The sequence below is a fragment of the Mesorhizobium sp. B1-1-6 genome, assembly GCF_006443035.1.
Classification (GTDB): domain Bacteria; phylum Pseudomonadota; class Alphaproteobacteria; order Rhizobiales; family Rhizobiaceae; genus Mesorhizobium.
The window spans coordinates 371,514-389,540 of record NZ_VFWR01000004.1; the positions used below are offsets into that span (position 1 = coordinate 371,514).

The following is an 18,027-nucleotide window of genomic DNA, read 5'->3' on the forward strand; positions in this document are numbered from 1 at the left end:
CAGCGAGGCTGTCAGCCTTGCATATCCTCGAACCGCACCAGCACAGTGCCGTCGGTAACCTGCGCGCCCTCGGTGGCGATCTCGGCGATCACGCCATCATGCGGCGCGGCGATGGTGTGCTCCATCTTCATCGCCTCGAGAATAAGCAGCGGTTGCCCCTTCATCACCGTATCGCCCTTTGTCGCCCGCACAAGCTTGACCAGTCCCGGCATCGGCGCGCGCAAACTGCCTGACGCCGCCGCCGCATCATCGCCTCTGGCCAACGGGTCCGGCACCGCGAACGTATAGCCGGCCGCGCCTTCGAATATCGTGATGTGGCCTGGCCAGCGGGCGAGGCGAGGAACGGCGCGAAGGTCATGCGAATTGGCGCTGTCATAGGGTGCATGGAGCGTCACCTGGGAACGCCGGTCTGGTCGTACCGAAACCCTTGCCAGAATATCGTCCTCGCCAAACTTCAGCCGGATCTGTCGTGCCATGCCATGGAAATGCGTGTAGCCGGCAAGTGACGACCATGGATCATCCGATGCCGGCAGCGCGCCCGCCCCGGAGGCCGCTATGGCCGCGGCCGCGACCGTTTCGCCGCTCGGCGGCGCAATCTCGGTCAGCGCCTGCTGGTGGCGGCCTATCAGGCCGGTATCGACGTCGCCCGCCGAAAAGTCCGGATCGGTCACCAGCGCGGCGAGGAAGGCGGTATTGACGATCGAACCGGCGACTTCGGTTCGCGCAAGCGCCGCGCCGAGTGCCTCCAGCGCAGCCGGCCTGTCCCCGCCATGCACCACCAGCTTGGCGATCATCGGATCATAATAGGGAGAAATGGCGTCGCCGGCCCGCACCCCGGTTTCGACACGCATGGCGGCCCCTTGGGGAACCATGTCGGGAAATTTCAGATGATGCAGCGTGCCGGTCGCAGGCAGAAACTCCCTTGCGGCATCCTCGGCATAGAGGCGCGCCTCGAAGGCGTGGCCGGCTAGCTTTATCTCGCCTTGCGTTTTCGGCAGCTTCTCGCCGGATGCGACCCGCAACTGCCATTCTACCAGATCAGTGCCGGTGACCATCTCGGTGACCGGGTGCTCGACCTGCAACCTCGTGTTCATCTCCATGAACCAGAAGCGGTCAGGCGTCAGGCCTTGCGAGGCATCGACGATGAATTCGATGGTGCCGGCACCGCAGTAGCTGATCGCCTTGGCGGCCTTCACCGCCGCCTCGGTCATCGCCTTGCGTAACGCCTCCGTCATGCCGGGGGCGGGGGCTTCCTCGATAACCTTCTGATGGCGTCGCTGCACCGAGCAGTCGCGTTCGAACAGATGGACGGCATTGCCGAAATTGTCGCCGAAAACCTGCACCTCGATGTGGCGCGGTTTGTCGATATATTTTTCCACCAGTACACGGTCGTCGCCAAAAGCGGATTTCGCCTCGCGTCGTGCGCTCGACAGCGCTTCGGAAAACTCGTCGGGGTGCTCGATCCGGCGCATGCCCTTGCCACCGCCGCCGGCCCGCGCCTTGATCAGCACGGGGTAGCCGATTTCGCGTGCCTTGGAGGCCAGGACCACGATCTCCTGTGCCTCGCCATGGTAGCCCGGCACGACGGGCACGCCGGCCTTTTCCATCAGCCGTTTGGCGGCATCCTTCAGCCCCATGGCGCGGATAGAGGCCGCCGACGGGCCGATGAAGGTGAGCCCCGCGGCCGCCACCTGGTCGACGAAATCAGGATTTTCCGACAGGAAGCCATAGCCGGGATGAACGGCTTGCGAGCCTGTCGCCAAGGCGGCCGCGACGATCTTGTCGCCGCGCAGATAGCTGTCGCTGACAGGCGAGGCACCGATATGTACCGCCTCGTCGGCCATCTCGACATGCAGGGATTTCGCATCGGCATCGGAATAGACGGCAACCGTGCGCACCCCCATCCTGCGCGCCGTGCGGATCACCCGGCATGCGATCTCGCCTCGGTTGGCGATCAGGATCTTTGTGAACATGAAACCTCCGTAGACTGCGTTCGCCTCGAGGAAGCAACGGCCTCACGGTATAGTTCGGCCATTTGTTCGTCGAAGCAGCAGAAGATGACGGTCTGCGGCGTCGTATTTCCGCTCAAGAAGCTGGTTACGGCGCCGACTGCAATTGCTGCCGCCTCATCCCTCGGATAGCGGTAGATGCCCGTCGAGATCGCCGGAAAGGCGACCGAGCGGCATTCCTTCTCGGCGGCGATTTCGAGCGAACGCCGATAGCAGGAGGCGAGCAACTCCGCCTCGCCCTTGCCGCCGCCCTGCCAGACTGGACCGACCGTATGGATGACGTAGCGGGCCGGCAGCCGATAGCCCTTGGTCAACTTTGCATCGCCGGTCTTGCAGCCGTTGAGCGTGCGGCATTCGGCGAGGAGTTCCGGCCCCGCCGCCCGGTGAATGGCGCCGTCGACCCCGCCGCCGCCGAGCAGCGAGGAATTGGCCGCGTTGACAATGGCGTCGACATCCAACTTGGTGATGTCGCCGACGTTAATGCGGATCCTGTCCTGCACCTCGCCCATTTCACATCCTGAACACGCCGAAGCGCGTTTCCTCGATCTCCGCGTTGAGCGCGGCCGAGAGGCTGAGCGCCAGCACCTCGCGCGTCTTGGCCGGATCGATGATGCCGTCGTCCCATAGCCTTGCGGAGGAATAGAGCGGGTGGCCTTCATGCTCGTATTTCATCAGGATCGGCTTCCTGAACTTCGCTTCTTCCTCAGCGCTCCATTCGCCGCCCTTGCGCTCGATACCCTCGCGCTTGACCATGGCCAGCACCGTCGCCGCCTGCTCGCCGCCCATCACCGAAATGCGGGCGTTCGGCCACATCCACAGGAAGCGGGGCGAATAGGCGCGCCCGCACATGCCGTAGTTGCCGGCGCCGAACGAGCCGCCGATGATCACGGTGACCTTGGGCACGCGGGCGGTGGCGACTGCCATCACCAGCTTGGCGCCGTCCTTGGCGATGCCGCCTGCCTCATATTTGCGCCCCACCATGAATCCGGTGATGTTCTGTAGGAACACCAGCGGGATTTTGCGCTGGCAGCACAGCTCGATGAAGTGCGCGCCCTTCAGCGCGCTTTCGGAAAACAGCACGCCATTGTTGGCGATGATACCGACCGGCATGCCGTGAAGATGGGCAAAGCCGGTGACGAGCGTGGTGCCGTAATACTGCTTGAACTCATCGAACTCCGAACCGTCGACGAGGCACGCGATCACCTCGCGCACGTCATAGGGCTGGCGCAGATCCGTCGGCACGATGCCGTAGATCTCATCTGCCGGATGAAGCGGGGGAATCGGTTTCTGCACGGCAACGCTTACGGTCTTGTTCCGATTGAGGTTCTTGATGATGCGCCGGCAGATGGCCAGCGCATGTTCGTCGTCGAGCGCGTAGTGGTCGGCGACGCCGGAGAGCCGTGTATGGACGTCGGCGCCGCCGAGATCCTCTGCGCTGACATCCTCGCCGGTGGCGGCCTTCACCAGCGGGGGGCCGCCGAGGAAGATGGTCGCCTGGTTGCGCACCATGATCGTCTCGTCCGACATTGCCGGCACATAGGCGCCGCCCGCCGTACACGAACCCATGACACAGGCGATCTGCGGGATGCCTGAGGCAGACAGGTTGGCCTGGTTGTAGAATATGCGCCCGAAATGCTCGCGGTCGGGAAACACCTCGTCCTGGTTGGGCAGGTTGGCGCCGCCGCTGTCGACCAGGTAGACGCAAGGTAGATTGTTCTGCAGCGCGATCTCCTGCGCGCGCAGATGCTTCTTCACCGTCAGCGGGTAATAGGTGCCGCCCTTCACCGTGGCGTCATTGACGACGACCATCACTTCCGTGCCTTCGACGCGCCCGATACCGGCGATGATGCCGGCGGAGGGAATGTCCTCGCCATACATCGACCATGCGGCGAACTGGCCGATCTCGAGAAAGGGCGACCCGGTGTCGAGCAATTGCGCCAGCCGCTCGCGCGGCAGCAGCTTGCCGCGCGCGACGTGTCGCTCGCGCGCCTCTTCCGAGCCACCGCGCTCGACGCTCGCGGCCTTTTCCGCAATATCGGCGACCAGCGCCCGCATGCATTCGGCATTGGCACGGAAGGTATCGGAGGAAGGGGATATCTGGGTCTGGAGGACAGCCATGCTATACCCCCTCTGCCATGATCTCGCGGCCGATCAGCCATCGCCGGATTTCGCTGGTGCCGGCACCGATTTCGTAGAGCTTGGCGTCGCGCAGCAGCCGGCCGGTCGGATAATCGTTGATGTAGCCGTTGCCGCCCAGAAGCTGGAGCGCGTCAAGCGTCATCTGCGTCGCTTTTTGGGCGGCAAACAGAATGCAGCCTGCGGCGTCCTTGCGGGTGGTCTGGCCGCGGTCGCAGGCGGCGGCGACCGCGTAGACATAGGCGCGCGCGGCGTTCATCGTCGTGTACATGTCGGCGAGCTTGCCTTGCACCAACTGGAATTCCCCGATCGCCTGGCCGAACTGCTTGCGCTCATGCACATAGGGCACCGCGACGTCGAGACACGCGGCCATCAGGCCGATCGGGCCACCGGCCAGCACCGTGCGCTCATAGTCGAGACCAGACATCAGCACCTCGACGCCACACCCTTCCTCGTGCAGCACGTTGTCGAACGGCACCTCCACATTATCGAAAACCAGTTCGCCGGTGTTGGAGCCGCGCATGCCGAGCTTGTCGAGCTTTTGCGCGACCGAAAATCCGGCAAAGGCCTTTTCGACGATGAAGGCGGTGATACCGCGGGCATGGCGCTCCGGATCGGTCTTGGCATAGACCACCAGCGTCTCGGCGTCCGGGCCGTTGGTGATCCACATCTTGGTGCCGTTGAGCACGTACCGGTCGTTGCGCTTTTCGGCGCGCAGCTTGAGCGAGACGACGTCGGAGCCGGCGCCGGGCTCCGACATGGCTAGCGCGCCGACGCGCTCGCCCGAGCAAAGCGGCGGCAGGAATTTCTCCTTCTGCGCCGGCGTTGCCCAGCGGTTGATCTGGTTGACGCAGAGATTGGAGTGGGCGCCGTAGGACAGGCCGACCGAGGCCGAGGCCCTTGAGATCTCCTCGACCGCGATCACGTGGGCGAGGTAACCCATGCCGCCGCCGCCGAACTCCGGATCGGCGGTGATGCCGAGGAGGCCGAGATTGCCGAGTTCCGCCCACAGATGCGCCGGGAATTCGTTCGAGCGGTCGATTTCCGCCGCGATCGGCGCGATCCTGTCCTGGGCGAAGCGCCGCACCAGCTCGCGCAATGCCTCGATATCCTCGTCATGCCCGAAGCTGAGCGTGTTCGTGTACATCCGGTTCCTCCTGCCGCATGACCCCCGAAAATCGACTTGGATTTTCGGAAAGGATCATGCGCGAAACTAAAATCCCACGGCGTCGTTTGCGCGTCCAAACGGACGTGCGGCGCTGTACGTGTCGATCCTCGCGCCGACGAGCCGCATCGTCATCGAAAGATATGTCGCCGTGACTTCTGCGATCGACAGCCGCTCGCCCGGCCGGAACCAGACGATGACACCGGTCATCATCTGGATCAGCGCCATGGCGGTGAGGCCGGTATCTTCGACGACGAACACGCCTGCCTCGGCGCCGTCACGCAGAATGGTGCGCAGTTCCTTCTCATAGGCCGTGCGCATCCGCAGTATCTGCGTCAGTCTTTCGGGCGACAGGCTGCGCAGCTCCATGTTCGAAACATGCGTCGCATGGCGGCGGGCGATGTGGAAGGCGATGTGGTTCTCGACATAGGCCGAAAGCCGGCTTGCCGGATCGGCATCGGCTGGCCGTGCGGCGTTCCAGGCTGCGATCAGCTCCTCCATATGCTCGCGCATCAGCGTGAACAGCAAATCCTCCTTGGTCGGGAAATAGCGATAGAGCGCGGCCGCCTGCACGCCGACTTCGGCCGCCAGCTGGCGCATCGACATCGCCTCATAGCCGAGCTGTGCGATCAGGTTGACCGCCGCCTCGCGGGCTGCCGCCTCGGTCTTCCCGCCATCGGATCCTGTCGTGCGCGCCAAAAGAACCTCCCTTGTTGCGAATTAATAAAACGAACGTTCAATTAATTCAAGAGGTATGCCGAAGCCGCATCAGGCATCGATCCGGAAGCCGGTAACAGGATTGCTGGATACCGCATCCTCGACGTCAATCCCGGAAACGGACGCTCCCGGCGGTCCTTTCCAAAGCCGGCCGATCATGGTCGAGACGGCTTCGCCTGTGCCGGCAATCTCGGCGGTCACCGAGCCATCCGCTTCATTGCGCACCCAGCCCGTAAGCCCAAGGCTGGCGGCCTGGCTTCGGACCCAGATCCTGTAGCCGACGCCTTGCACCTTGCCGTGGGCCCGCACACGCACTGCCTTGCGATCGTCAGCCATTGCGTCTCTCCCGAGGCTCGTCTGCTGGAATCTGGCGCAGGCGACGGGGAATGCAACAGGCCGGTCGAAACGAGGATGGAGGGGGCCCGAGTCGAACTCGAATTTAATTGACTCAGTCCACTAAATTTCTCACACTGCGACGATCATAATCCAGGGCTGAACGCAGATGCTGGACCAACGCAGTGCTTTGGTGGCCGATATCAGGCACTTCAACCGTTTTTACACCCGCACTGTCGGTCTTCTCGACGAGACCTTGACGCAGAGCCCGTTCACGCTCACCGAGGCGCGTGTTCTGTTCGAGCTTGGCCACCGGGATCGCCCGGCAGCGGCGGAAATCGCCGGCGAGCGCGGCTTCCTTTCGGAAGCATTCGACATCGACATCGGCCCGGCCGCTTCCGACATCGCCAGGCAGCTGCGTCTCGACCCCGCCTATCTGACGCGCATCCTGCGAAAATTCGCCGGAGAAGGCCTGACCGAAACCCGGACCGATCCGGTCGACCGGCGAAGGCGTATTCTGTCGCTGACGGCAAGGGGACGGGCCGCCCTTGCCGGTTTGCAGGCTGCGGCGGACCGCGACACTTCCCGGCTTATCGAGAACCTGCCCGACCACCGCTTGGCCGAACTCGGCGACGCCTTGCGCAAGGCAGCGGAGCTGCTGGGCGATCCGGCGGCTGAAGGCCAGGCGGCGCCCCCCGTCGTGACGTTGCGTCCGCATCGCGTCGGCGACATTGGCTGGGTGGTTCAGCGTCAGGCCCAGCTCTATGCCGAGGAATATGGCTGGAGCATCGAGTTCGAAGCCTTGGTTGCCGAAATCGGAGCCGACTTCATCCGCAATTTCAAGCCAGGGCGCGATTTCTGCTGGATCGCCGAACGCGCCGGCCTCCCGCTTGGCGCGGTGTTTCTGGTCCACCAGGACGACGAGGTCGCGAAACTGCGGCTGCTGCATGTCGAGGCTGCGGCGCGCGGGTTGGGCATCGGCAAGCGCCTGGTTGCGGAATGCGTGAACCAGGCGCGCGCCTGCGGCTACATCAAGCTCGTTCTGTGGACGAATGACATTCTGGTCGCCGCCCGCGCGATTTATGAGCGCGCCGGGTTCAGACTGATCTCACAGGAGCGCCATCACAGTTTCGGCAAGGAACTCACCGGCCAGAACTGGGAGCTCGATCTCTAACGGGCCGGCAAGTGTCGCCGCTATGGCAACGCTCGTTCAGTTTCCACGGGCGGCGGCCAGTGCGCCGGGCAGTTCCTCGGCAAAAATGTCGAGCTCGTGGTCCAGTCCGACGCTGACGCGGATGCAACGATCGAGCCCCGGCGCCATCGGCTTGCGGATGAAGACGTCGCGCGCCAACAGGCCTTGCAGGATCTTCAGCGCGAAAGCGCCGTCGCGGCCGCAATCGATGGTAACGAAATTGGTCGCCGACGGCAGCGGCGTCAGCCCGTTCTGTTCGGCTATCTGCGCGATGCGCCGGCGCCCTGCCGCCACCCGCGCCACCACTGAATCCAGATAATCCTGGTCGGCGAGCGCCTCGACGCCCGCCACCTGCGCCATACGGCTGACGCCGTAGTGATTGCGGATCTTCTCGAAATCGCTGATCACCTGGGCCTCGGCGACCGCATAGCCGCAGCGTATGCCGGCAAGCCCGTAAGCTTTCGAAAAGGTCCGCATGCGGATGACGTTCGGCCGCGAGACGTCGATGGGCGGCAGTGCTGAGGCCGGCCCCAATTCACCATAGGCTTCGTCGAGCACGAGCATGGTGGTTTCCGGCAGCGCTTCGATGAAGCGCGTCAGCTCGGCCGCTTCCCACCAGCTCCCCATGGGGTTGTCCGGATTGGACAGATAGACCAGCGGCGCTTTCTCCCTGGCGGCCGCAGCCAGCAGCCCTTCCAAATCCTCGTGGTCGTTCGCATAGGGCACGGTGACAAGAAGCCCGCCGACACCGGCAATGTGGAAGTTGAAGGTGGGATAGGCGCCGAGTGAGGTGACCACCGCATCGCCAGGCGCCACATACATGCGCGCCACCAGACCAAGCAGGCCATCGATGCCTTCGCCGACCACGACGTTCTCGACCTTCAGATTATGATGCGCGGCCGCGGCCACCTTCAGGTCGTGATTGTCCGGATCGCAATACATCCACATGTCGCGCGCGATCTCGGCCATCCGGGCGATGACGCGCGGCGACGGCCCGAAGCTGCTCTCATTGGCGCCGATGCGGGCGCGGAATGCACGCCCGCGCTCGCGCTCCTGCGCTTCGGGGCCGACAAACGGCACGGTCGACGGAAGCGCGGCAACGAGCGGCATAAGGGGAGGGCGCAGACGCATGGCAAAAGCTCGCGTGAGGGAAGGGGCTTCTTGCTAGCGCGCTCAACGGGCGGGTGCAAGTTGCGCGAGCCCGCATCCGCGATGCTGGATTTTTCATTCTTTAGCGAGGCGCAATGAACAATCGTTTGCCGCTCGATCATAACCCCAATGAAAAACCCGGCGGTTGCCCGCCGGGTTTCGATATTCGAAGCGATAGCTGTTAGAACGAGCGCTGGAAGCGGAGCATGCCGCCGACGCTGTTCTTCTTATCGGCAGGTGTAAACGACGGGTTGACGAAGCCAGCATCGTCAAACCGTCCGGCATGGAGGTAGTCGACTTCGGCCGTGACGGTGAAGCCGGGAACGACGTCATAAGCAACGTTCGCCGCAACGCCGACGTTCTTCCAGTCGTCAGCAGACACTTGAAGGTTGAACGAGGTCTTCTCGTTGAACTTGTAGGTGCCGCCGCCCCAGACTGCCCAGTTGCCGCCCCACGCCTTGTAGAAGCCGCGGCCATGGGCTTCGACAAAATTGCCGGCGTCGTCGTTGAGGTTGTCATCGGTGCCGTAGCCGCCCATGATGAACAGCGACAGTGCGTCGCTGACATTGACGTCCAAGCGAACCTTGCCGGCAACTTCTTCGTAATTGCTGTCATAAGCGACGACGCCGGTGATGGCGCCCCAGCCCTGCGTGTACTTCACGCCGCCGACGACATGCGGAACATAGCTGTCGATCGTGTCGGTACCGGTGCCTTCTTCGAGCGAGACCACGGCCGAGAAGCCGTTGCCGGCATCGAAGTAGTACTGGACGACGTTGGTGTCGAAGTCACCATAAGGAACCAGCGTATCCTGGATGACGTTGCCGGCGTAGCCGACGAACGTATCGAAGGCCGATTCGTCCTTACCGACGCGCAGGCCACCGAGCTGGATCCAGGCGAAGTTCAGCGAGACGTCCCGGTTGTGGGCGGCGTTGATCGGCTCGTCGAAGGCATTGTCGTCGCCGAAGTTGAAGCGGGTCTCGGTGTAGGTTTTCAACGTGCCGAGCTCGGTTTCCTGGCCGGTCCAGGTCTTAAGCGTGAAGCGCGTGTTCTTGTAGTAGGTGTTGTGGTCGTCACCGTCCTGGTGATCGGCAGCCTTCGCACCGTCGAACGAGCCGGTGTCGCCCACGCCGATGTCGTAACGGACATAGCCGCCGACGCGCAGGCAGGTCTCGGTGCCGGGGATGTAGAAGTAGCCAGCGCCGTAGACGTCGCAAATCTTGACGTATTCAGCGGGCTCCGGCTCGGCGACGACGACGGCGTCGGCGGCGCGCGCACCGGAAACTGCGATCAGGGCCGCAGCGGAGCCGAGAAGAAGGCTCTTGATGTTCATTTTCTGACCTCCAGTCAGAATCGAACGAAACAACCGTTTTGGTGGTGCGTGTTTTTGCAGCAAACAATTGGTATTGCTGCGTCTTTCTGGGAATCCCTGGATTTTTCACAAAGGAAGGGGCATTCACCACAGACGTTTGCTGGCGAAGGCGTGCCCGGAACCGGATTTGAGATAACGCTCAAATGAAGTCGCCTTGGCTTGATTCGAGAACGCCACATAGGTGACGATCTGCCATGGCAGGAACTTGGATGTATGACTGGATTTTCCGTCATTGTGCTCGGCAAGCCGTCGCTTCAGGTCGGACGTGATGCCGACATAACGCTCACCGTCGGCAGTCTTGCTTTCCAGCAGGTATACATACCACACGACCGGCCCTCCTTTGCCAAGGCTTCGGAGGGCATCCTGCTTCGCGCTGAGGGTATTGCCAATCCTGCTTTTGCAAGCTTGCGGCCCTCCTTCGCCGAGGCTTCGGAGGGCATCCTGCTTCGCGCTGAGGTCTGGTCTGGGCTTGTCCTGCGAAGCTCGAAGAGCGAAGCAGGATGGCGGAGAGGATGGGATTCGAACCCACGAGAAGCTTTTGACCTCTACTCCCTTAGCAGGGGAGCGCCTTCGACCACTCGGCCACCTCTCCGTTGCGCCGCTGGATAAAGAAAAGCGCCGGCACAATCAACAAGCCCCAGCCAATATCTCGGAAAAAGAAGCCATTATACGGAAAAATAAGAACGCACCGGCCTGCGGCCTTCCGCGATGCGGCGGTTCTGCGGCGATTCCCTGGCTGGCGGCTCAAGGCCTCGCCATGATTCCGTCAGCCGATCGCCGGATTCGCCCGTAAACAAGGGGCTGGGGCGGGCCGAAGGTTAATGAGAGCTTTCTGAGTGAGGCCAAATCGTGTCATTTGTGCAACAACGCTGGGGGATAGCAGCCGCACAGCCCTTTCGCCGGTACGATCGTGGTTGAACCCCGTCTGCTCATGGGTAATGTCGATTTCGAAGGAGCGGCGCGGTGCGCATCTTTTTCGGTAGTGGGGATGGGGCAGGGAACGCTGTCCTTCAGCAAAGAATACCCAGACCCGTTTTTTAACTTTTGACTGGAGGTCAGAAAATGAACATCAAGAGCCTTCTTCTCGGCTCCGCTGCGGCCCTGATCGCAGTTTCCGGTGCGCGCGCCGCCGACGCCGTCGTCGTCGCCGAGCCGGAGCCCGCTGAATACGTCAAGATTTGCGACGTCTACGGCGCTGGCTACTTCTACATCCCCGGCACCGAGACCTGCCTGCGCATCGGCGGCTACATCCGTTATGACATCGGCGGCGGCGACGTCGGCACGTTCAACGGTTCGAAGACTGCGGACCACCAGGACGGCTCGGTAAATGATGCCTGGCACAAAAATGCCCGCTTCACGCTGAAGACCTGGACCGGCCAGGAAACCGAGCTCGGCACCTTGAAGACCTACACCGAGACCCGCTTCAACTTCGGCAACGACAACGCAATCGAGCCGTTCAACACCGCCCATAACAAGGACGTCTCGCTGAACTTCGCCTGGATCCAGCTCGGTGGTCTCCGCGTTGGTAAGGACGAATCGGCCTTCGATACGTTCGTCGGCTACGCCGGCAACGTGATCCAGGATACGCTGGTTCCTTACGGCGATTTCGACACCAACGTCGTCCAGTACTACTTCGACGCTGGCAACGGCTTCTCGGCCGTGGTCTCGCTCGAAGAAGGCGCGGGCGTTGTCGGCACGATCGACAGCTACGTTCCGCATGTCGTCGGCGGTCTGAAGTGGACGCAGGGCTGGGGCGCCATCAGCGGTGTCGTCGCTTATGACAGCAACTACGAAGAAGTTGCCGGCAAGGTTCGCTTGGACGTGAACGTCAACGACGCACTGTCGCTGTGGGTCATGGGCGGTTACGGCACCGATGACAACCTCAACGACGACGCCGGCAATTTTGTCGACGCCCATGGTCGCGGTTTCTACAAGCAGTGGGGCGGCAACTGGGCTGTCTGGGGCGGCGGTACCTACAAGTTCAACGAGAAGACCTCGTTCAACGCGCAGGTGTCGTATGACGATTGGAAGAACCTGGGCATCGCGGCGAACATCGCCTACGACGTCGTCCCGGGCTTCACGGTCACGGCCGAAGTCGACTACCTCAATGCAGGCAGGTTCGACGACGCCGACTTCTCCAACTGGACCGGCGCCGACAAGAAGAGCAGCATCGGCGGTATCCTCCGCTTCCAGCGCTCGTTCTAAGGGCTGGTTCCATACAGGTGAAATCCAGCCCGGGCGCATCAACGCCCGGGCTGTTTTTGTTTCGTGACTGGATCAAGGCAAACAGAAGGAACAGGGGGTAACGGTAGCTGAATAGAGTCCGTGGGATGGTTTCGTGGGATCCGCTGATGGCGGATGAAATCACAACTGCGTGATTCAAATCTCTTGAAAGGACGCTCCCAAGCGGATAGGGCTGAATCTATCCCACTCGGGGGTGTGGCAAATGATGACGACCGAAGCGATTCAAGAGGGCGAGCCCTCCGATCATTTTTCGATGTTTTCTTCTCAGAACTCAAAGTTTAACTACACCTACAATAGGATACGAGAAGTAAAATCGCATAGGGTTGGAGATCTTTTTTCAGCATATCGAGATATATTGTGGGATGATGGGCGACATAAATACAATGTCAGCTCGTTCATCGGCGAGATAGACGAGATTCTGCTCGGGGAGCGTTTCAGCGCCTTTGACCAGAGTACCCTGGACAACCTTATCGGCACCTTGCGCCAGCGCGGCAACAGCAACGCAACCATCAATCGGAAGATGGCTGCCCTCAGCAAACTGCTGCGCAAGGCCTACAAGATGGGAGATATCCACAGCCTGCCCGAGTTCCGCCGCCAGAAGGAGCGGTCGGGACGGATTCGTTTCCTTGAAAGGGACGAGGAGGCCAGGCTGTTTGCTGCCATCAGGAGCCGCAGCGAGGATGCCTACCGGCTTTCCGTCTTCCTGGTCGACACTGGCTGCCGCCTTGGCGAGGCGCTCGGGCTGATCTGGAACGACATCCAGGAGCATCGCGTCTCCTTCTGGATCACCAAGTCCGGCCGCAGCCGCACCATTCCGATGACCGAGCGTGTCAAGGAAGTGATCAAGCTGCCTCCCGGCGAAGGCCGTCGGCCGAAAGGCCCGTTCACCACATTCAGCCAGGCTCAATACCGTGCCATCTGGAACGATGCGAAGGCCGAAGTCGGTCTGGCCGCCGACGATCAGGTGGTGCCGCACATTCTGCGCCATACCTGCGCCTCGCGTCTTGTTCAGGGCGGTATCGACATCAGGCGCGTGCAGATGTGGCTCGGCCACCAGACCCTGTCGATGACGATGCGCTATGCGCATCTGGCCACCAATGACCTCGACGGCTGCGTCACCGTGCTGGAAGTACCCCGGTCTGGCGGCGTCGACAGCATGAAGGCAGCGCCCGAACCGTCGCCTCGTGCTGCGGCGCGCGGTGCGTCAGACGAACCGCCTGCCGTGAAGACCCCGGCTAAGGCAATGAAGAAGGCCTCAAAGTCCCGATAAGTTCACGCTTTGAAGACGCTGTGGACAACCAATTCCGTGGATCTCCCGATCTGCGGGTTATTCGAGGCATGCTATTCCGGCTTCGGAACCTACCTTGGTCGCCCTGCTGTCGTTTGCCTCGCCGGCAACGGTTTTTAAAGGCGAGTCGGCAGCCGCTCGGCTCTGTCGAGGAAAGCGGCGATGTCGCCCGGCAAGGTTCCGGTTTCGAGAAAAGGGGCGTGACCCTGGCCTTCGACGGTGATCGTCTGCATTGCCGGATGGCGCTCCCGCATCTGCCGCTGTGTGCCCACCGACAGCAAACTCGAATTGGCGCCGCGTATGGCGAGCATGGGAAGGGCCGACAGGGCGTCGAATTGCGGCCACAGCGCCGGCAGCGGCTGCGTCAGGTCGAGATTTGCAACCGTGTCGACCAGCTTCGGGTCGAAATCCGGCAGCAGGCCCTGATCCGTTTCGCGGTAGAGCGCCAGCACCATGCGCTCCCAGTCCGCATCGGCGAGCGCTGAAAAATCCCGGCCGTGAACGCGGCGCTGGGCTGCCACTGCTTCGGCGAAGGTCTTCGGCTTCGGTTTGCGTTCGAGATACGACTGGATATGGGCAAGGCCGGCCGGCTCGATCACCGGTCCGATATCGTTCAGCACGATCGCTTTCAATATGGCCGGCCGCAGCGCACCCAGGACGTGAATGATCAGGCCGCCGCGCGAGGTGCCGACGAAGGCGGCTTCCTCGATTCCCAATGCCGCCAGTCCGGCAAGAATGTCGCCGGCTTCGACGCCGACATTGTAGCGGCTGACATCGGGATCATAATCGGACTGCCCGCGGCCGCGATAGTCAAAGGCGACGACCTTGCGTGGGCTTCCCGCTTTGCCGGCCAAATAGAGCGCGAGTTCGTGGAAGTCGCGTGCATTGCGGGTGAGCCCGGGCAGACAGACGACTGGCCAATGTCGCGAATTTGCGTCGCCATAGATCCGGGCATGGAGCTTCAGCCCATTGGGTCCCGCGTAGAAGAAATCGGAGAAACCTTCGCTCGCCATTGGAATGCTGCCCCTTGCTCTCGCCGGATGGTCCGTCTGCTACAGGCGAGGGAAGGGATGGTCAAATGGAGCAGTTACTTCTCCTCTTGCGGGCCGAAGGTGGCGAGGCCCTTCACTCAGCCAAGGCGAGTAGATCCGCGCGAGGCCAACTCCTCTCGCAAGGAAACGAAAGCCGTCAACTTCGCCCGTTCACAAGATCTCCCACAATGTCATACTTGCCGGAAATGCGCATTTTGTAGACCTCGTAGTTCTCCATCACGCGCTGTACGTAACTTCTTGTTTCCGTGTAAGGAATCCGTTCGATCCAGTCGACGACAGCGTCGATGTCCTTGCCGCGCGGATCGCCGTATTTCGCCACCCATTGGGCAGCGCGGCTGGGGCCGGCATTGTAGCCGGCGAAGGTCAGCACATAGGAGCCGTTGAAGCGGTCGAGCTGCTGGCCGAGGAAGGCTGAGCCCAGCGTCGCATTGTAGCCGGCATCGGTGGTCAGGCGTGCCTGAGAGAATTGCAGCCCGGCCTTCTTCGCCAGTTGCTTGGCGGTTGCCGGCATCAGCTGCAGCAGCCCGCGCGCGCCGGCGCTCGATATGGCGGCGATGTTGAATTCGCTTTCCTGGCGGGCGATGGCATAGGCCAGCGCCTTGCCCGAACCGGAAATATCGGCGCTATCGGGGATGACCCCCAAAGGATGCGACAGCGCGCCGACGTCGATGCCACGCGCGCCGGCGATCTTGCCGATCTTGAGCGACATGAAGTGGTTGCCCTGCTTTTCCGCCAGCACGGCCAGCAGCGCCAGTTCGCCCGGGCTGGTCAACTGTCCTGCAAGGTCACGATAGAGCGTCTCGGCATAGCGGTCGTAGCCCGCCTCCTGCAACCGCTTGATGGCGGCGACGGCTTCGCGGCCGACGAAACTCTGGCGATCGGCGGCGCTCGGCGTGGGATAGGCGATGTTCAGCGCCGGGCGACCAATGCGCTCGGCGGCGAGCTGGCCGTAGAATGTCGTGCCGTAGGCCGCCGCGCGCGCAAAATAATCCTTTGCGTTACCCGGGCCACCAACTTCGGCGGCGCGGCCGAGCCAGTAATAGGCGCGCGACAATGTCATCGGTCCCTGGGCAAGGTCGGCGATGCGCGCGAAATGGGTTGCCGCAAGCCTGGGATCGTTCAGGCCGCGCAGAGCGTACCAGCCGGCATGGAATTCGGCTTCGGCGGCGTTCGCGGTGCTTTCGGCCGCATGCATGGCGACGATCTTGTAGGCAGCCTTCATGTCACCCTTGTCGACCAGCTCGCGCGACAGTACCCGGCGCTCCACCCACCAGGCATCCGGGTCGACCAGCGCTTCGCGATCCGTCGGCGCCTTCATCACGATGGCGGCGGCGTCGGCAATATTGTCTTGCTTGCGCAGATATTCGGCTTGCGCGAAGAAATAGCCGGCCGAACGCTGTGAAGGCGGTACCGCCTTGAGCAGCTTGGGGGTGTTCTTGTCGCCCTTGTCGGCCGCCGCCCAGGCGGTGGCCAGTTGCTCCGCTTGCGCCGGGCCGGCGACGCGCTGCGCCGCGCCGACCCGGTCGGCGTAGAACATGCGCTCCATGCGGAATCGGTGATCGGCGGCCGGGATCAGCCCGCCGAACTCCTTGATCAGCGCTGTCTCGTCCTTGGCCTCCAGGATCGCGGTGCGCCAGAACGGCACCAGCACCGAACGCGCCGCCTCTGCCTTGCCCAGCGCCATATAGGCGCGGGCAAGAAGCATCACGCCTTCGAATGTCTGCGGCTGGCTGCCGTCGAACGCCTGCACAACGATGTCGGGGGCGGGGTTCTCGCGATAGAGTGCGCGTTCGCTGTTCTTGCGCAGCGCGGTTGTCCCCGGCCAGTTGGGCAACATCTTCGCTGCGGCCGCGATGTCGCCGCTCGGCACCTTGTCGCCGCCATAAAGCGCGATTGCCCAGGCAAGGATGTGCTGGTCGAGCGAACGGGCGGGAAGGGCATCGCGCGCGGCGCGGGCACCGGGAATGTCGCCCGCCGCCAGTGCGTCCAGACCGCTCTTCAACTGCACGACGCTGTCAGAGAGGGCCGTATCGCGTGGACCCGCATCTTGCGAGCCTTGCATGCCGGGTATCGGGATGGCCGATGTCAACTGCACGTCGACGCTGCCGCCGATCGCCATCTCCGGCATCAGCGCGACGACCGCGCCCAGGAGCGCGAAAAGATGAGGCCGCCTAGTCGGCATCGTTCAGCCTTTACACATCACCAGCAGGCGCGAAAGCTTCGCGACCCGGACCAGACCGTAAACTTAGGTCATGAAGGGCCAGTTAACAAAAGGTTATCGAGGCCGTTCGAATTGCGTTTGCTGGCAGAATGGCAATGCTTGCCGCGCAACCATGTCGAGACTATGGTGCGCCGCCTCGCTTTCGGTTAGAAGGCGCGACATTAAGACCAGAGACGAAAATACCCATGCATATCGCCCAGAAGTGGCTACCGGTTTCGGGATAACGATATGCGTGAACAAAGAAGTCCCAAGGAGTTGGACGACATGCTGAGAGGCTCGCTGACCGCGCTCGTGACACCGTTCGAAAAGAGCGGGCGTTTCGACGAGAAAGCCTTTCGCGCCTTTGTCGACTGGCAACTTGCGGAGGGCACGACAGGCCTTGTTCCCGTTGGCACCACCGGCGAGTCGCCGACGCTGTCGCATGACGAGCATCGTCAGGTGGTCAAGGTCTGCATCGAGGCGGCCAGGGGCCGCGCTCCGGTCGTCGCCGGCGCTGGCTCCAACAACACCGCGGAAGCGATCGGCTTGGTCCAATATGCCGAACAGGCAGGCGCCGATGCTGCACTTGTCGTCACTCCCTACTACAACAAGCCGACGCAGCGCGGGCTCTATGAGCACTTCGCCGCCATCGCCAGGGCAACCAAGCTGCCGATCATCATCTACAACATCCCGCCGCGGTCGGTCATCGACATGATGCCGGAGACGATGGGCCGGCTGGCGCACGACTTCAAGAATATCGTCGGCGTCAAGGACGCGACCGGCAAGGTCGAACGGGTTTCCGAGCAGCGTATGACCTGCGGCAAGGATTTCATCCAGCTTTCCGGCGAAGATGCATCCGCGCTCGGCTTCAACGCGCATGGCGGTGTCGGCTGTATCTCGGTGACGGCCAACGTCGCGCCGCGGCTTTGTGCTGAATTCCAGGAGGCGACGCTGTCCGGCGACAGCGCCAAGGCGCTGGAATTGCAGGATCGCTTGCTGCCGCTGCACAAGGCGATCTTTATCGAACCCGGCGTGTCCGGCGCTAAATATGCGCTTTCGAAGCTCGGCAAGGTCGAGAACGTGCTGCGTTCGCCGCTGGTCACGGTCGAACAGTCGACGGCCGAAAAGATCGACGCGGCGATGAAGCACGCCGGCTTGATAAATTAGGGATGA

15 protein-coding genes and 1 tRNA gene are annotated in these 18,027 nt (G+C 62.5%); 4 read left to right on the top strand and 12 right to left on the bottom strand.

What is annotated here, in order from left to right; genetic code table 11:
- Positions 1-11 precede the first annotated feature (11 nt).
- From FJ979_RS10930 to FJ979_RS10955, 6 genes are all read right to left on the bottom strand, one after another.
- The gene (locus FJ979_RS10930) at positions 12-1,973 is read right to left on the bottom strand and encodes an acetyl/propionyl/methylcrotonyl-CoA carboxylase subunit alpha (protein WP_140559448.1); all 1,962 of its coding nucleotides are present in this window, start codon (positions 1,971-1,973) and stop codon (positions 12-14) included.
- Positions 1,955-2,518, bottom strand: coding sequence for an O-acetyl-ADP-ribose deacetylase (locus FJ979_RS10935; RefSeq protein ID WP_140580871.1), 564 nt, complete (start codon positions 2,516-2,518; stop codon positions 1,955-1,957). Before FJ979_RS10935 ends, FJ979_RS10930 begins: the two co-directional genes overlap by 19 nt.
- Before the next feature lies 1 nt (position 2,519).
- Entirely contained in the window at positions 2,520-4,127 is a 1,608-nt protein-coding gene (locus FJ979_RS10940; RefSeq protein WP_140580872.1) for a carboxyl transferase domain-containing protein, read from the bottom strand.
- A gap of 1 nt (position 4,128) precedes the next feature.
- On the bottom strand, positions 4,129-5,292 hold the full coding sequence (locus FJ979_RS10945) for an isovaleryl-CoA dehydrogenase (protein ID WP_140580874.1): 1,164 nt from the start codon (positions 5,290-5,292) through the stop codon (positions 4,129-4,131).
- 66 nt (positions 5,293-5,358) lie between these two features.
- A complete protein-coding gene (locus tag FJ979_RS10950) occupies positions 5,359-6,009 on the bottom strand; it encodes a TetR/AcrR family transcriptional regulator (protein WP_140559450.1) in 651 nt (216 codons plus the stop codon).
- 69 nt (positions 6,010-6,078) lie between these two features.
- Positions 6,079-6,363, bottom strand: a complete 285-nt coding sequence (locus FJ979_RS10955) for an acylphosphatase (RefSeq protein WP_140517994.1) — start codon at positions 6,361-6,363, stop codon at positions 6,079-6,081.
- 166 nt (positions 6,364-6,529) lie between these two features.
- Between FJ979_RS10955 and FJ979_RS10960 the strand changes: the two genes are divergently transcribed.
- Entirely contained in the window at positions 6,530-7,534 is a 1,005-nt protein-coding gene (locus tag FJ979_RS10960) for a bifunctional helix-turn-helix transcriptional regulator/GNAT family N-acetyltransferase (RefSeq protein WP_140580875.1), read from the top strand.
- 36 nt (positions 7,535-7,570) lie between these two features.
- Here FJ979_RS10960 and FJ979_RS10965 read toward each other — a convergent pair whose 3' ends face one another.
- The 4 genes from FJ979_RS10965 to FJ979_RS10980 all read right to left on the bottom strand — a co-directional run bounded on the left by FJ979_RS10965 (position 7,571) and on the right by FJ979_RS10980 (position 10,662).
- The gene (locus FJ979_RS10965) at positions 7,571-8,683 is read right to left on the bottom strand and encodes a pyridoxal phosphate-dependent aminotransferase (RefSeq protein ID WP_140580877.1); all 1,113 of its coding nucleotides are present in this window, start codon (positions 8,681-8,683) and stop codon (positions 7,571-7,573) included.
- Between the two features lie 199 nt (positions 8,684-8,882).
- Positions 8,883-10,031 (bottom strand): porin, encoded by a 1,149-nt coding sequence (locus FJ979_RS10970; protein WP_140520696.1) that lies wholly within the window; start codon positions 10,029-10,031, stop codon positions 8,883-8,885.
- Positions 10,032-10,154: 123 nt separating this feature from the next.
- Positions 10,155-10,397 (bottom strand): GIY-YIG nuclease family protein, encoded by a 243-nt coding sequence (locus FJ979_RS10975; protein WP_140580879.1) that lies wholly within the window; start codon positions 10,395-10,397, stop codon positions 10,155-10,157.
- Between the two features lie 174 nt (positions 10,398-10,571).
- Positions 10,572-10,662, bottom strand: a tRNA-Ser gene (locus tag FJ979_RS10980).
- Between the two features lie 470 nt (positions 10,663-11,132).
- Between FJ979_RS10980 and FJ979_RS10985 the strand changes: the two genes are divergently transcribed.
- Both FJ979_RS10985 and FJ979_RS10990 read left to right on the top strand, forming a co-directional pair.
- Positions 11,133-12,275: a porin gene (locus FJ979_RS10985; protein WP_140494624.1), complete on the top strand. Its 1,143-nt coding sequence runs from the start codon at positions 11,133-11,135 to the stop codon at positions 12,273-12,275.
- Positions 12,276-12,516: 241 nt separating this feature from the next.
- On the top strand, positions 12,517-13,584 hold the full coding sequence (locus tag FJ979_RS10990; protein WP_224680934.1) for a site-specific integrase: 1,068 nt from the start codon (positions 12,517-12,519) through the stop codon (positions 13,582-13,584).
- 134 nt (positions 13,585-13,718) lie between these two features.
- Here the strand turns inward: FJ979_RS10990 and FJ979_RS10995 are convergent, their stop codons facing one another.
- Positions 13,719-14,615: an alpha/beta hydrolase gene (locus tag FJ979_RS10995; RefSeq protein ID WP_140494621.1), complete on the bottom strand. Its 897-nt coding sequence runs from the start codon at positions 14,613-14,615 to the stop codon at positions 13,719-13,721.
- 175 nt (positions 14,616-14,790) lie between these two features.
- The gene (locus FJ979_RS11000; protein ID WP_140580881.1) at positions 14,791-16,836 is read right to left on the bottom strand and encodes a lytic transglycosylase domain-containing protein; all 2,046 of its coding nucleotides are present in this window, start codon (positions 16,834-16,836) and stop codon (positions 14,791-14,793) included.
- 303 nt (positions 16,837-17,139) lie between these two features.
- Here FJ979_RS11000 and dapA point away from each other — a divergent pair, with 303 nt between their 5' ends.
- The gene (dapA, locus tag FJ979_RS11005; protein ID WP_140580979.1) at positions 17,140-18,021 is read left to right on the top strand and encodes a 4-hydroxy-tetrahydrodipicolinate synthase; all 882 of its coding nucleotides are present in this window, start codon (positions 17,140-17,142) and stop codon (positions 18,019-18,021) included.
- Positions 18,022-18,027 lie beyond the last annotated feature (6 nt).

What these genes read in the sequence shown, in the direction of transcription:
- FJ979_RS10930 (WP_140559448.1), bottom strand. Translation starts at nt 1,973, where the DNA reads ATGTTCACAAAGATCCTGATCGCCAACCGAGGCGAGATCGCATGCCGG.
- FJ979_RS10935 (WP_140580871.1), bottom strand. Translation starts at nt 2,518, where the DNA reads ATGGGCGAGGTGCAGGACAGGATCCGCATTAACGTCGGCGACATCACC.
- FJ979_RS10940 (WP_140580872.1), bottom strand. Translation starts at nt 4,127, where the DNA reads ATGGCTGTCCTCCAGACCCAGATATCCCCTTCCTCCGATACCTTCCGT.
- FJ979_RS10945 (WP_140580874.1), bottom strand. Translation starts at nt 5,292, where the DNA reads ATGTACACGAACACGCTCAGCTTCGGGCATGACGAGGATATCGAGGCA.
- FJ979_RS10955 (WP_140517994.1), bottom strand. Translation starts at nt 6,363, where the DNA reads ATGGCTGACGATCGCAAGGCAGTGCGTGTGCGGGCCCACGGCAAGGTG.
- FJ979_RS10960 (WP_140580875.1), top strand. Translation starts at nt 6,530, where the DNA reads ATGCTGGACCAACGCAGTGCTTTGGTGGCCGATATCAGGCACTTCAAC.
- FJ979_RS10965 (WP_140580877.1), bottom strand. Translation starts at nt 8,683, where the DNA reads ATGCGTCTGCGCCCTCCCCTTATGCCGCTCGTTGCCGCGCTTCCGTCG.
- FJ979_RS10970 (WP_140520696.1), bottom strand. Translation starts at nt 10,031, where the DNA reads ATGAACATCAAGAGCCTTCTTCTCGGCTCCGCTGCGGCCCTGATCGCA.
- FJ979_RS10985 (WP_140494624.1), top strand. Translation starts at nt 11,133, where the DNA reads ATGAACATCAAGAGCCTTCTTCTCGGCTCCGCTGCGGCCCTGATCGCA.
- FJ979_RS10990 (WP_224680934.1), top strand. Translation starts at nt 12,517, where the DNA reads ATGATGACGACCGAAGCGATTCAAGAGGGCGAGCCCTCCGATCATTTT.
- FJ979_RS10995 (WP_140494621.1), bottom strand. Translation starts at nt 14,615, where the DNA reads ATGGCGAGCGAAGGTTTCTCCGATTTCTTCTACGCGGGACCCAATGGG.
- FJ979_RS11000 (WP_140580881.1), bottom strand. Translation starts at nt 16,836, where the DNA reads ATGCCGACTAGGCGGCCTCATCTTTTCGCGCTCCTGGGCGCGGTCGTC.
- dapA (WP_140580979.1), top strand. Translation starts at nt 17,140, where the DNA reads ATGCTGAGAGGCTCGCTGACCGCGCTCGTGACACCGTTCGAAAAGAGC.